The sequence below is a fragment of the Geothrix paludis genome, assembly GCF_022808815.1.
Lineage (GTDB): Bacteria > Acidobacteriota > Holophagae > Holophagales > Holophagaceae > Geothrix > Geothrix paludis.
On sequence record NZ_JAKZLC010000004.1, the window covers coordinates 384,329 to 397,334 of the forward strand.

General features: G+C 71.8%; 15 protein-coding genes and 1 riboswitch. Of the genes, 5 read left to right on the top strand and 10 right to left on the bottom strand.

Going from position 1 to position 13,006, the window contains the following annotated elements; translation table 11 throughout:
* Positions 1–14 precede the first annotated feature (14 nt).
* From MLE64_RS12220 to MLE64_RS12260, 9 genes are all read right to left on the bottom strand, one after another.
* A complete protein-coding gene (locus tag MLE64_RS12220) occupies positions 15–1,130 on the bottom strand; it encodes a pyridoxal phosphate-dependent aminotransferase (protein WP_243317990.1) in 1,116 nt (371 codons plus the stop codon).
* 118 nt (positions 1,131–1,248) lie between these two features.
* Positions 1,249–2,070 carry a 2,3,4,5-tetrahydropyridine-2,6-dicarboxylate N-succinyltransferase gene (locus MLE64_RS12225; protein WP_243317991.1) on the bottom strand — a complete coding sequence of 274 codons (822 nt, stop codon included), beginning with the start codon at positions 2,068–2,070 and terminating at the stop codon, positions 1,249–1,251.
* Positions 2,070–2,972: a 4-hydroxy-tetrahydrodipicolinate synthase gene (gene dapA / locus MLE64_RS12230; RefSeq protein WP_243317992.1), complete on the bottom strand. Its 903-nt coding sequence runs from the start codon at positions 2,970–2,972 to the stop codon at positions 2,070–2,072. The genes MLE64_RS12225 and dapA overlap by 1 nt, the downstream gene beginning before the upstream one ends.
* Positions 2,969–3,688 (bottom strand): 4-hydroxy-tetrahydrodipicolinate reductase, encoded by a 720-nt coding sequence (locus MLE64_RS12235; protein WP_243317993.1) that lies wholly within the window; start codon positions 3,686–3,688, stop codon positions 2,969–2,971. The genes dapA and MLE64_RS12235 overlap by 4 nt, the downstream gene beginning before the upstream one ends.
* Positions 3,685–5,025 (bottom strand): lysine-sensitive aspartokinase 3, encoded by a 1,341-nt coding sequence (lysC, locus tag MLE64_RS12240; protein WP_243317994.1) that lies wholly within the window; start codon positions 5,023–5,025, stop codon positions 3,685–3,687. The genes MLE64_RS12235 and lysC overlap by 4 nt, the downstream gene beginning before the upstream one ends.
* The gene (gene asd, locus MLE64_RS12245; protein WP_243317995.1) at positions 5,022–6,077 is read right to left on the bottom strand and encodes an aspartate-semialdehyde dehydrogenase; all 1,056 of its coding nucleotides are present in this window, start codon (positions 6,075–6,077) and stop codon (positions 5,022–5,024) included. The genes lysC and asd overlap by 4 nt, the downstream gene beginning before the upstream one ends.
* 3 nt (positions 6,078–6,080) lie before the next feature.
* On the bottom strand, positions 6,081–7,115 hold the full coding sequence (locus MLE64_RS12250; RefSeq protein ID WP_243317996.1) for a M20/M25/M40 family metallo-hydrolase: 1,035 nt from the start codon (positions 7,113–7,115) through the stop codon (positions 6,081–6,083).
* Positions 7,116–7,172: 57 nt separating this feature from the next.
* Positions 7,173–7,352, bottom strand: a riboswitch (Lysine riboswitch).
* 37 nt (positions 7,353–7,389) lie between these two features.
* Positions 7,390–7,914 (bottom strand): RBBP9/YdeN family alpha/beta hydrolase, encoded by a 525-nt coding sequence (locus MLE64_RS12255; protein WP_243295231.1) that lies wholly within the window; start codon positions 7,912–7,914, stop codon positions 7,390–7,392.
* Positions 7,915–7,960: 46 nt separating this feature from the next.
* Positions 7,961–8,566, bottom strand: coding sequence for a TetR/AcrR family transcriptional regulator (locus tag MLE64_RS12260; protein WP_243317997.1), 606 nt, complete (start codon positions 8,564–8,566; stop codon positions 7,961–7,963).
* Between the two features lie 93 nt (positions 8,567–8,659).
* Here MLE64_RS12260 and rhlP point away from each other — a divergent pair, with 93 nt between their 5' ends.
* Genes rhlP through MLE64_RS12280 form a run of 4 tightly spaced genes read left to right on the top strand, consistent with a single transcriptional unit; the run spans position 8,660 to position 11,510 of the window.
* Entirely contained in the window at positions 8,660–9,520 is an 861-nt protein-coding gene (rhlP, locus tag MLE64_RS12265) for a rhombotarget lipoprotein (protein WP_243317998.1), read from the top strand.
* Positions 9,520–10,002, top strand: coding sequence for a hypothetical protein (locus tag MLE64_RS12270; protein ID WP_243317999.1), 483 nt, complete (start codon positions 9,520–9,522; stop codon positions 10,000–10,002). Before rhlP ends, MLE64_RS12270 begins: the two co-directional genes overlap by 1 nt.
* A 23-nt stretch (positions 10,003–10,025) precedes the next feature.
* Entirely contained in the window at positions 10,026–10,706 is a 681-nt protein-coding gene (locus MLE64_RS12275; RefSeq protein ID WP_243318000.1) for a hypothetical protein, read from the top strand.
* Between the two features lie 27 nt (positions 10,707–10,733).
* On the top strand, positions 10,734–11,510 hold the full coding sequence (locus tag MLE64_RS12280; RefSeq protein ID WP_243318001.1) for a thiazole synthase: 777 nt from the start codon (positions 10,734–10,736) through the stop codon (positions 11,508–11,510).
* Here MLE64_RS12280 and MLE64_RS12285 read toward each other — a convergent pair.
* Complete coding sequence (locus MLE64_RS12285; RefSeq protein WP_243318002.1) at positions 11,507–12,415, bottom strand: LysR substrate-binding domain-containing protein; 909 nt, start codon at positions 12,413–12,415, stop codon at positions 11,507–11,509. The two genes, MLE64_RS12280 and MLE64_RS12285, sit on opposite strands and share 4 nt — an antisense overlap.
* A gap of 144 nt (positions 12,416–12,559) precedes the next feature.
* On the opposite strand from MLE64_RS12285, the gene MLE64_RS12290 reads away from it, so the two are divergent.
* Complete coding sequence (locus MLE64_RS12290) at positions 12,560–12,979, top strand: rubrerythrin family protein (RefSeq protein ID WP_243318003.1); 420 nt, start codon at positions 12,560–12,562, stop codon at positions 12,977–12,979.
* Positions 12,980–13,006 lie beyond the last annotated feature (27 nt).

Below are 13,006 nucleotides of genomic sequence, written 5' to 3' on the forward strand. Positions count from 1 at the left end.
CCTCTAGCCGTGGATCAGTTCTTCCAGAACGGCGCCAGCCGCTTCACGCCTTCGCGCAGTTGCTCGGGTGTGGCGGCGAAGCTGAGGCGGGCGTGGCCGCGGCCGCCTTCGCCGAAGGCGAGGCCCGGGATGAGCACCACCTTGGCCTCGTCGCGCAGCTTCAGGCAGAAGGCCACGGGATCGGCGTGGGCAACTTCGGGCAGGGCCATGAAGTGGTAGAAGGTGCCGTCGGGCGGGGCCGGCGTCTGGCCCAGCTCTTCGCGCAGGGCCGCGGCCAGAGCCTCCCAGCGCTCGCCCACGGCGGCGCGGGCCTCAGCCAGCACGGTGTCCGAGTGCTCGATCAGGGCCAGCGCGGCCCATTGCGCCGGCGTGGCCGTGCCGGTCACCGCGTAGCCATGCACCGTGCGGGCGGGAAGGAGCCAGACGGGATCGCCCACGGCCCAGCCCACGCGCAGGCCCGGGGCGCCCCAGCCCTTGCTCACGGAGCTAGTCACCACGCCGCGGTCCGTCACGTCCCGCAGGCTGGGGCAGCGGGTGCCGAAGTGCAGATCGCGGTAGACCTCGTCCGAGATGAGCAGCACGCCGCGGGCGATGCAGGCGTCGGCCACGCGCTTCAGGGCCTCCAGGCTCCCGCCGCCCCCCGTGGGGTTCGAGGGCAGGTTGAGGATCACGGCGGACACGTCCGGCGTGGCATCCAGCACGCGGATCAGGGCCTCCGCATCCAGACGGAAGCGGTCCTTCGAGAGCGCGTAGGGCACGACCTCGGCGCCCGCCATGAGGGCGAGGGCCGGGTAGGCCACGAAGCCCGGATCCGGCACCAGCACCTTCGTGCCCGGATCCACCCAGGCCTGGAAGAGCGAGAACAGCGCCCCCTGGGAGCCGGTGGTGATGAGCACCTCGTCCACGTGGGCACCGTGGAAGGCGGCCACGGCCTTGCGCAGGTCCAGCAACCCAACATGCGGCACGTAGGGGCAGGGCCCGGGGTTGCGCAGCAGCGCCTTCCGCCCCACCTCCGGCAGGTCCCAGGTGGGCTCGCCCAGGCCCAGGGGGATGGCTCCGGGCGGCGTGCCGTCCGTGATGGCGCGGATGGGCGAGGGCTTCAGTAAAGACAGGCGAGAGGCGGGCTTCATCAAGACCTCAAAAGCAACAGATCACCACCAAGGCACCAAGACACCAAGCAAAGACAAAAGGCTTTTGCAGTTCTTGGCGCCCTGGTGTCCTGGCCGTTTGCATGTTGTTCGCCACCCACTACCGCAGGGCCTGTTCCAGCGCCGTGGCGGCGTCGGTCCGGTCGTCGCGGTACTTGACGATGCAGGGCGCGGAGAGCTGGAGGCCCTGGGCCCGGGCGAAGTCCCCGGAGGCCGGCCGGGAGCCCGGCACCACCACGGCCCCTTCCGGCACCTCGCGAAGCAGCTCGCGGCCGTGGACCAGGTCGTAGATGACCGTGCTGCCCGTGATGACCACGCCCGAGGCCAGCACGGCGCGCCTGCGCACGACGATGCCCTCGAAGAGGCCCACGAGGCCGCCCACGAAGGCGTCATCCTCCACCACCACGGGCCGGGCCCCGGCGGGCTCGAGCACCCCGCCGATCTGGGCGGCGGCGCTGAGGTGCACCCGCTTGCCGATCTGGGCGCAGCTGCCCACCAGGGCGTGGCTGTCCACCATGGTGCCCTCGTCCACGAAGGCGCCCACGTTCACGTAGGCCGGCGGCATGATCACCACGCCCTTGGCGATGTGGGCGCCGCGCCGCACGGAGGAGCCGCCGGGCACCAGGCGCACGCCGTCCTCCAATCCGAAGTGGCGGGCCGGATAGGCGGTCTTGTCGAACATGGGGAAGCCGGGGCCCGGCATCTCCACGATGTTGGTGCGCCGGAAGCCGCAGAGGATGGCCTGCTTCACCCAGGGATTGGCCTGCCAGCTGCCGTCCGGCTGCTGTTCGGCGGCCCGCACGATCCCGCTCTCCAGGGCGGAGAGAAGCACCTGATGCATGGCCGGGGCTTCGGGATCGGCGGCCAGGTCCTCGGGAGGACGGCTGAAGAAGCGGTGGATGGTACCGAGGTCGACGACCATCAGATCACTCCGGGGAAGGTGCCCTCGGTGGAGAGGCAGAGGGCCTCGGCCAGGCGGGTGCGCGTGGCGGCGACGGCGGGAACCAGGGGCAGGCGCAGGCCTTCCCCGCAGAGGCCCAGCATGCGGAGGGCGGCCTTCAGCGGGATGGGGTTGCTCTCGAGGAAGAGGGCGTCCATGAGGGGCAGCAGCTGCTGGTGGAGGCGGAGCGCCTCATTTCGATCCCCCCGGCGGGCGGCGGCGACCAGGGCGGCGGTCTCCCGGGGCAGCGCGTTCCCAAGCACCGAGATCAGACCCGAGGCCCCCACGGCGATGGAGGCCACGGCCAGGTTGTCGTCGCCCGACAGCAGGACCTTCCCCTTGGGCAGCTGGCGGACGATTTCCGCGATCTGCGCCAGGTTGCCGCTGCTCTCCTTCACGGCCACCACCTGGGGGTTCTCCCAGAGGCGCGCCAGGACCGGCGGGGTCACGTTCAGCCCGGTGCGGCCCGGCACGTTGTAGGCGATGATCGGCAGCCCCGGCGCGGCCTCGGCCACGGTGGCGAAGTGGGCCACGAGGCCGTCCGGCGTGGGCTTGTTGTAATAGGGCGTCACCACCAGGGCCCCCTGGGCGCCAAGGGCCTGGGCCCGCTTCGTCATCGCCGCGGCCTGGCGCGTGGCGTTGTGGCCCGTGCCCACCACCACCGGACGGCCGCCGGCCTCCTCAAGGCAGGCCGAGATGATGGCGTCGCGCTCCGCGTCGAGGATGGTGGCGGCCTCGCCGGTGGAACCCAGGGGCACGAGGAAGTCCGCCCCGCCGGCCGCCACGTGGCGCACCAGCTTGCGATAGGCGGGCAGGTCCACCTCGCCCGAGGCCGTGAACGGCGTGGCCAGGGCGACGGCCAGGCCGGAGAGATCGAGGGTCATGGTCTGTCTCCAAACACAAAGAGGGGATCAAGCAGATCGGCGGCAAGGTCATCCATGCCGAAGACACCCTTGCGGCCGTGGAGCCACTGGGCGGCCGCCAGGGCGCCCTGGGCGAACGGGGCGCGGGACCGGGCCCGGTGCGTGAGCTCCAGCACTTCCGCCGGGGCGTCCAGGCCCACGGTGTGCGTGCCGAACTCGGCGCCGGCCCGGACCACCCCCAGGCTCAGCTGGTGCGGCGCCGGGGTGCCGAGGGTCCACTCGGTCTTGCGGGGGCAGCCCGCCATCAGGGCCGCCGCCAGGGTCTTGGCGGTGCCCGAGGGCGCATCGGCCTTGAGCCGGTGGTGATGCTCCACCAGGTAGGGATCGCGGGCGGGATCCAGGGCGGCGAAGCGGCCCAGCACGGTGGCCATCCGGGCCATCAGGGCCACGGCCAGGGAGAAGTTCGAGGCGGTCAGCACGCCGATGCGGCCGGCGACCCGGATCTCGAGATCGGGCATGGACCAGCCGGTGGTGCCGATCACCAGGTCCGTGCCTGTCTCCAGGGCCCAGGCCAGGTGCGCCTCCGCGGCCTCGGCCACGCTGGCGTCGATGGCCACCTCGACCCTGGACGACGGGGTCTCGCCTCGGCCGACGTGCCAGGCCAGGGCCTCCCCGGCCTCGGCGGCGATGGCCGAGCCCAGGCGGCCCTTCCCGAAGAGGCCGAGACGGAGGGTCACGGCGCCCCTCCCACCAGCACCTTGTGGAGGCGGCGCAGGGCCTCGTCGCCCTGCTCCCGGCGCACCACGAGGCTCAGGTTGATCTCGTTGGCGCCCATGCTGATCATCTCCACGTTGATGTCGCCCAGGGCCGAGAGCAGGCGCGCGCCCAGGCCCGGCGTGGACTTGAGCCGCTCGCCCACGGCGGCGATGATGGCCCGGTCCTCGTTCACCTCCACCGTGGCGAAGGCGGAGAGGTCCTTGATCAGGGCCTTCAGGGGCATGTCCGCCTCCACCGTGAGGGAGACGCTCACCTCGGCGGTGGCCACCAGGTCGACGCTCACGCCGCGCCGCCCGAACACCTCGAAGAGGCGGGCCAGGAAGCCGCTCTGGGCCAGCATGCGGGAGCTGCTCACCGTGAGGACCGTCACGGGCCCGCGGCTGGCCAGCGCCGTGATGGGCCGGCCCGTGCGGACCTCGGCGGAGATGGTGGTGAAGCGGCCCTCCGGCTTCTGCGTGTGGCGCACCGTGACGGGGATGCGGGCCTCCACGGCCGGCTGGATGGTGGCCGGATGCAGCACCTTGGCGCCGAAGGCCGCCAGCTCCGCCGCTTCCGCGAAGCTCAGCTCGGGGATGGGTAGGGCCTCGGGAACGATGCGGGGATCACAGGTGAGCACGCCTTCCACGTCGGTCCAGATCTGAACCTCGGCCGCCCCCAGGGCCGCGCCGAAGAGCGCGGCGGAGAAGTCGCTGCCGCCGCGGCCGAGGGTGGTGGTGAGGCCGTCCTCCGTGGCGCCGATGTAGCCCTGGGTGATGACGGAGCGGCCCGGCATGACCAGCGGCTTCAGGTGCTGCGCCGCCAGGGCCTTGATGGCCTCCGGCTGCGGGGCCGCCTCGCCGAAGACCGCGTCCGTGCGCAGCACGGTGCGGGCGTCCACCCAGGCGCCGCCCAGGAAGGCCGCGAAGATCCGAGTGGACAGCCGCTCGCCCAGGGAGGCAATGGCGTCCATGCTGCGGGGACTCAGCTCGCGCAGCATGGCCACGCCCCGGAGCAGCAGCTCCAGCTCCCCGAAGAGCTCCGTCAGGGCCGCGTCCAGATCCTCCGGCACCGCGCCGGCGAAGAGATCCTCCGCCGCCTTCCGGTGGGCGGCCATGAGCTTGCGCTGGCGCTCCATGGCCCCGCCCAGGTCGCCGGCCTCGGCCGCCTTGGCGGCATCGAAGAGGCCGTTGGTGGTCTTGCCCATGGCGGACAGCACCACCAGGGGCGCCTGCGGAAGCGCCGTCTTCACCAGGCCCGCCACCTGCCGCATGCAGGCCGCGTCGGCCACACTGCTGCCGCCGAACTTGAGGACGATCATCGGAGGTACCCCTTCGCGTGGGCGAGTTCCGCATTGAGGATGCTGCCGCCGGCGGCGCCTCTTTCCGTGTTGTGCCCTAGCAGCGCGAACTTCACGCCGAGGATGGGGCAGGGCCGCAGGCGGCCCACGTGGACGCTCATGCCCTCATCCTTCTCCACGTCGCGGCGCACCTGGGGGCGATCCTCCAGGGTGTGGACATGGATGGGCACCGGCGGCGCGGAGAAGAGCTTGAGCTGCTGGGGCTCGGGCCGCCAAGCCAGCCAGGCGTCGCGCACCGCCTCCAGGGACGGGTTGCCCTTCAGCTTCACGCTCACGGCCTCCGTGTGGCCTTCGATGACGGGCACGCGGTGGCAGAGGGCGCTCACCAGCATGGGCGCCAGCTCCACCTCCTTGCCCGTGAAGCGGCCCAGCATCTTCGGGGTCTCCTCCTCTACCTTGGGTTCCTCGTTGCGGATGAAGGGGATGACGTTGCCCAGGATGTCCAGGCTGGCCACGCCGGGATAGCCCGCGCCGCTGATGGCCTGCATGGAGGTCATCATCACGGCCTCGATGCCGAAGGCCCGCTGCAGGGGCGCGAGCGCCATCACCAGCACCGTGGCGGTGCAGTTGGCGTTGGTGACGATCCCGCCGCTCCAGCCGTGGTGGTGGCGCTGCACGTCCAGAAGGCCCAGGTGGTCCGCGTTCACCTCGGGCACCAGCAGGGGGACCTCCGGCGACATGCGGAAGGCCGCGGCGTTGGAGAACACCATGGCCCCGGCCCGGGCGAACTCGGGCTCCAGCTCCTTGGCCGGGCCCGTGTCCAGGGCGCTGAAGACCACGGGCGAGAGGGCGAACTCCGGCGTGCCCTCGGCCATGACCTGGTCGCCCAGGCCGCCGTAGGGTTCGCCATCCAGGCGCCAGGCGCAGGCGTCGCGGTAGCGCTTGCCGGCGCTGCGCTCGCTGGCAGCCAGATGCTCCACGCGGAAGAGGGGATGGTTGGCCAGCCGGCGCACGAAGCGCTGGCCGACGACGCCAGTGGCGCCCAGGACGGTGACGGGGATTTTGGCGGTCATGGTTCAGTCTCCCAGGAAGTGCAAGGCCAATCGGTGATTGAGCGCCACGCCCGCCTCGAGGTCGACGAGGCTGAGGTGTTCCTCCAGCGTGTGCGCCACGCGGATGCTGCCGGGCCCCGCCAGCACCACGGTGCGGTCCGGCACCAGGGCCCGCAGGGTGGGGGCGTCGGAGCCGAAGGGCATGGGGGCCCGCTCGAAGCCGGGAATCTCGGGATAGCGGTCCGGCGGCTCGTCCAGCGTGAGGGTCAGGGAGCCCTCGGGCGGCGCCAGGCGCCGGGCCTCGTCCACGAAGGTGCTCCCGGGCAGGGTGCGGATCATGAGCCGGGCTTCCCCCGCCGCGGGCACGGAATTGAGGGCCTCGCCCGCGCGGAGGATGCCCAGGTTCCAGACCTCCGGGCCCAGCGCCGGGTCCACGGGGCGCGGCTGGTCGCGCAGACGCTGGAGCCAGTCCAGCAGGGGCCAGGCGGCGTCGTGGCCCAGCTCGGGGCTGCCGCTGTGGGCGGCGCGACCCGCGCAGCGGAGGTGCAGGTGCTGGGCCCCGCGCTGGCCCGTAGCCAGCTTCAGGTCCGTGGGCTCGCCGTTGACGAGGACCCGCAGGTCCCGCAGCCGGTCCGCCAGGCCCAGGGCCGCGGTGGCTCCGGCGCTGTCCGTCTCCTCGCCCACCACCCCCAGCCAGGCCAGGCCTTCGCGGCCCTCGGCCAGGAGCGTCTTCACGGCGCCGAGCTGGGCCGCGACCTGGCCCTTGGCGTCGCAGGCCCCCCGGCCATGGAAGACCTCGCCCTCCAGGCGGAGCGGCAGGTGGGGCGGCACCGTGTCCAGGTGCGTGGAGAAGAGGACCTTCGGCCGGCCCCAGGTGGCCAGCACGTTGGTGCGGCCCTCGGCCACGGGCTGCTCCACCACCGTGGCGCCGAGCTCCCGGAGAAGCTCCCGCAGCTCCGGCAGGCCCGCGTCCTCCTGGCCCGAGGTCGTCTCGCGCGCACAGAGCCGCTGGAGGCTGCCGGTGAGCCAGCTTCGGAGATCAGCGGGGGTGGCGTTCATGGAAACCTCGGCGGGCCGACGGTGCCATCAGGAACGCGGGGGGAAGGATCCCACCGCCGCGCCTCAGGCCCTCCGCGCCGGGTGACCGGCACGACAGCCGCCGGGCTTTCGCCTCGACGTCCAGGGGCCGCGCCGATGATTCGCGAACCCTTCGGCGATCCTCCCCTTTCCCACCGGGTCATCGGGTTCATCGCCCTCGCCGCCAGTACTGATGGGGACCGCTCCTCCATCGGAACCTCCACCTTCCCATGCCGGGGGCCCCTTCCGCAACCCGCTAACGGATGTCGGCCAGCAGGCCCTCGCCCCGGGGCCAGGGGCCGTGGCCCGAGGCCAGGTTCAGGTGCCCGCAGGGTCCCAGGTCCACCAGCCGGGCCCCCCAATCCGAGGCCAGGGTGTGGGCCCGGGCCGGCGCCAGGAAGGGATCATCCGACGAGGCGGCCAGGATGGCCGGGAAGGGCAGCCGCTGTCGGGGGATCGGCGCGAAGCCTCGCAGGACCGGCATCGCGTCCGGACGCTCCACATCCGAGGGCGCCGCCAGGAGGGCTCCTCGGATCTCGCGGTCATGGTCCTTCGCCCAGTGGACGATCGCCAGGCAGCCCAGCGAGTGGCCCACGAGGATGGGCGGTTCCGTGCAACCGGCGATGGCCTCGTCCAGGGCCTCCACCCAGTCCACCTTGTGGGGGAACTCCCAGTTGGGCATCTCCACCCGCTTCGCGTCCCTCAGGCTGCCCTCCCACAGGCTCTGCCAGTGGCCGGGGCCCGAGTTCTGATAGCCGGGGACGATCAGGATGGCGGCCATGGATCACCGTGGGATGGCTCCATGGAACGCCCACCGGCGCCGGAGTTCAAGTCCTCCTTGGGGCCCGCGCGGGCACCAGGGCATCCGCCAGCTGGCGCACGTAGCCGCTGAGGTCCGTCACTTCCTTCACCGCCTTGGGCGTGGCCCGCAGCAGCTGGAAATAGCCCGCATAGGCGGCGTAGGCCAGCAGGGCCCGCTGGCGCGCCTCCGTTTCCGTCAGGCCCAGGGCCAGGAAGGCCTCGGCGCCGAAGGTCAGGCGGCGCTCCGTGGCGCGGCGGAGGAAGGGCGCCACGCGGGGGTCCTCGCCGGAAAGCGCCAGGGCCGCGAAGAAGAGGCCGTTCTCCACGTCCTCGAAGGCTGCGAAGAGCAGCACCCGCAGGCGCCGTCGGGGGTCGGCGATGCCCCCATAGCGGGTCACCACATCGGCGCTCTGGTCCTGCTCCCAGTCCGCCAGAGCCGCCTTGATGAGGGCGTCCCGGCTGTCGAAGTGCCAGTAGAAGCTTCCCTTCGTGACCCCCAGCGCCTGGGCCAGCGGCTCCACCGCCACGGCCGACACGCCCTCCCGGATGATGAGGGCCTGAGCCGCCTTCACCCAGACCTCAGGGGACAGGGGCTCGGCGGGGCGGCGGGGCTTCTTGCGGGGAGCGGGCATGGCGGCCTTGACAGGTGAACAGGGCAGCTTACCATACCATACCGTATGGCATCCATACGCATGCGTATTGAGTGCGGTTCCCAAGGAGTTCCGATGTCCCGCCGCCCCTTCCTCGCCGCCGCCTTGGCCCTCCTGGCCTTCCTCGGCTGCAACATGCCGGAGACACACGTCCGCCGCAGCAGCCTCATGGACTATCTCTATCCGAAGGAGAAGGCCGCCCCCATGCCGAACCCCGCCGGGGCCCGCCTCAAGCTGCCCCTGAAGCTGGGGGTGGCCTTCGTCCCGGGCGGCACGGCCTCCTGGCGGGTCCAGAACCTCATGGCCCCGGGCCAGGAGAAGCAGCTTCTGGACGTGGTGAAGCGGAGCTTCCAGGACCGGCCCTGGATCTCCGAGATCAAGCTCGTCCCCGGCGCCTACCTCCGTCCGGGCGGCGGCTTCGAGAACATGGACCAGGTGGCCCGGATGTACGGCGTGGACGTCATGGCCCTGGTGAGCGTGGACCAGGTGCAGAACACCGACCCCCGCTGGTACAGCTTCACCTACCTCTCCATCGTGGGCGCCTACGTGCTGCCGGGCGACGCCAACGACACGAACACGCTCATCGACGCCGCGGTCTACGACGTGGCCAGCCACACCTTCCTGCTGCGCGCCCCTGGGCAGAGCCAGGTCAAGGGCAGCTCCACCTGGGCCTATCGCGAGAAGCAGCTGCGCGAGCACTCGGCCAAGGGCCTGGAGCTGGCCATGACGGACCTGGCCAAGAACCTCGACGCCGAGATGGGCGCCTTCAATGCTGAGGTGGCCCGGGGCGAGCGCAAGGACGTGGACGTGGTGGACCGCCAGGGCGTGTCCCTGCGCCAGAGCGGCGGCCGGAACTTCGGCGGCAGTTTCGGATGGATCGAGGCCCTGGGCGCCCTGGCCCTGCTCGGCCTCGCTCTCCGGTTCCGGCGGGGCTGATGGACACTCTCGCCCTCACCGCGGAGGCCCTGCGGGAGCCCTGGCGCCTCTGGACCGGGCACCTGGTCCACTTCGGCTGGGAGCACGCCCTGGCCAACGCCGTGGCCCTGGCCGTGCCCTGGATCCTGGCCGCCCCCCGCAACCGGCGGCGGCTGGCCCTGGCGATGCTCGTCCTCCCGCCCCTGGTGAGCCTGCTCCTCCTGCCCTCCCTGGGTGGCGGCGAATACCGCGGCGCCTCGGGCCTGGCCTGCGCCCTTTGGGCCCTGGCGGGCCTGCGCCTAGCCGGACAGCAGGGATCCACACCCGTCGGTCTGTTGATGCTCGGGGGACTCGGGCTGAAACTGGGCGCCGAGGCGGCCTTCGGGGGCAGCTTCCTGCTCCACCCTGACGGCTGGCAGACCCTCACCGCCGCCCACCGGTGGGGCGTTCTCCTGGGCCTCGCCTCCGCGCTGCCGCCTTGGCCTCGCCCCCATCCCGCCTGATCCCAGCCTCTCCGGGAGGCTCCATGAGAACGCTGCTCTGCGCCCTGCTTGCGGTCGTCGGGGGCCTGGGCTGCGCTCGGATCTACCGGCCCGTGGCCCTCGCCACGCCTCCCGCGAGTGTCCAGGGTGAAGGCCTGGCTGGGCAGCTGGCGCCGCAGCCCTGGGGCGACAACTCAAGGTACGAGCAGAAGGCACTTCAGGCGAACCTGTGCGTCCTCACGCTGACCCTCGAGAACACCTCTTCGGCCGACCTCGAGATCCTGCGCCTGGACCCCTCGGTCGGAGCCACGGCCCTTCCGCCCGAGGCCGCGACGAGCCTTGTGAAGCAGCAGAGCGTCGCCTACCTCCTCTACCCACTTCTCCCGGGTCTGGCCGGCCTGGGGGCCGCGGGGAAGTCCAGCAGCGGTCCCGTGGTTATTTCCGATCAAGCAGTCTTCCAGGGGCTGACCATCGCCGGCGCCTGCATCGGCGTGCCCAACGCCATCGTCGCCGCCCGCAGCAATCGGCGTCTGGAAGCCTTCTTCCGCGAGCAGGCCTGGGCCCCGGGCCGGCTGGCGGCTGGCGGGACCCGACGGGGGCTGATCTTCCTCCGCGCTCCGGACTCCCGCACGCCTCTGGCGGTGCAGGTGATCTTCCGGGGTTCCATGGGCGAGCGGAACCTGACGTTGACCGTCCAGAGCGCCCGGAGCAGCCAGGGGCCCTGAGGGTACACTGGAACCTCGGAGCGCCCCATGTCCCTCGTCATCGCCGGCAAGACCTTCAGCAACCGCCTCGTCCTCGGCACGGGCAAGTACAAGGACTTCGCCACCATGCAGGCCTGCTACCGGGCCGCGCGGGTGGAGATGGTCACCCTGGCCGTGCGCCGCTTCGATTTGAATGCCAAGGGCGAGGACAACATCCTCCACTGGATCCCCAAGGACATCACCCTGCTGCCCAACACCGCCGGCTGCTACACCCGCGAGGAGGCCCTCCGCGTGGCCCGCCTGGCCCGGGAGGCCCTGGACACCCCCTGGGTGAAGCTGGAGGTCATCGGCGACCAGAAGTCGCTCTACCCCGACAACGAGGAGACCCTGGAGGCCGCGAAGATCCTCGTGAAGGAGGGCTTCACGGTGCTGCCCTACGTGAACGCCGACCCCATCCTGGCCAAGAAGCTCTGCGACGCGGGCTGCGCGGCCATCATGCCCCTGGGCAGCGCCATCGGCTCGGGCCTGGGCGTGCAGAACCCCATGACCCTCCTGCTCATCAAGGAGGTCGTGGAGGCCTACCAGCTGCCCATGATCGTCGACGCCGGCGTGGGCACGGCCTCCGACGCCACACTCGCCATGGAGCTGGGCGCCGACGGCGTGCTGCTCAACACCGCCGTGGCCGAGGCTGGCGAGCCCACCAAGATGGCCCAGGCCATGGACCACGCCGTGCAGGCGGGGCGCCTGGCCTTCGAGAGCGGGCGCATGCCCAAGCGCCTCTACGCCAGCGCCAGCAGCCCGGTCGCGGGCGTGGTGGGACGCTAGCCGGATTCCGGCCAGGCCCTCCGCAGATCCTCTGCGAAGATCCCCATGGCTTCGGCCAGGGGTGACTCCCGCCGCCAGGCCAGCACCAGGGTGCGCCCCGGCGCCGGGCGGCTGAAGGGACGCAGGGCCAGCGGCGCGCGGCTCGCTTCCACCGGGATGCAGAGGCCGGGCAGCAGGGTGAGGCCCAGGCCCGCAGCCACCATCTGCACCAGGGTGGGCAGGCTGGAGGCCCGGAAGTCCACCTCCCGGGCCCCGGCCTCGCCGCAGAAGGCCAGGGCCTGGCCCCGCAGGCAATGGCCATCCTCCAGCAGGAGGAGGGGCTGGCCCGCTAGGTCCCGCAGGCTCACCTGGGCCTTCCGGGCCGCGGGATGGTGGAGGGGCGCCGCCAGCAGGAAGGGGTCCTCCCGCAGGGGCGTGCGCACCAGGTCGCCCAGGTCCGCCCCCTCCGCCAGGATGGCTGCCTCCAGGCCCCCGGCGGCCAGCTCCGCCAGCAGGACGGGGGTGCGCTCCTCCCGCAGCTTCAGGCGCAGGTCCGGGTGGGCGGCGGTCACGGCGGGCAGCACCTCCGGCAGCAGGTAGGGCGCCACCGTGGGGATGACCCCCAGACGCCAGGTGCCCTGGAAGGGATCCCGCCAGGCCTGGGCCGAGGCCAGCAGATCCTGGGTCTCCCGCAGGATGCGGCGGGCCCGGGCCACCACCGCCTCGCCCGCGGGCGTGAGGAGCACGCGGCGGTGGTCCCGCTCGAAGAGACGCAGGCCCAGGGTGGCCTCGATCTGCTGGATCTGGGCGCTGAGGGAGGGCTGGGAGACGTGGACCCGCTCGGCGGCCCGGTGGAAGCCCAGGGTGTCCGCCAGGGCCACCAGGTACTCCAGCTGCCGGAGGGAAAGGTCCGAAGGCCGCGCCATGGGCGCCGAGCATGGCAGCGCCGATCGAAAAAGCCAAGACTTCACCCCGGGCCCGATAGCCATTCCCTATCAGTCCGATTCGCAAGAAGTATCGGCCCACGGGCGTCCCAGAACCTATGTTGGTGACCCGATCCCGGAGGAGCCATGACCAAGCTGAAAGGCACCCGCACGCACCAGAACCTGAAGGACGCCTTCGCGGGCGAATCCCAGGCCAACCGCCGCTACCTCTACTTCGCCAAGGTGGCCGACATCGAGGGCTACCCGGAGGTGGCCGGCAACTTCAAGGAAACCGCCGATGGCGAGACCGGCCACGCCCATGGGCACCTGGACTACCTGAAGGCCGTCGGCGACCCCGCCACGGACCTGCCCATCGGCGACACCACCCTGAACCTCAAGGCCGCCATCGCCGGCGAGACCCACGAGTACACGGACATGTACCCGGGCATGGCCAAGACCGCCCGCGAGGAGGGCTTCGCCGAGATCGCCGACTGGTTCGAGACCCTGGCCAAGGCCGAGAAGAGCCACGCCGGCCGCTTCCAGAAGATGCTCGAGTCCATCAGCTGAAGGAGGAACGCGAAGGGCGCGAATAGG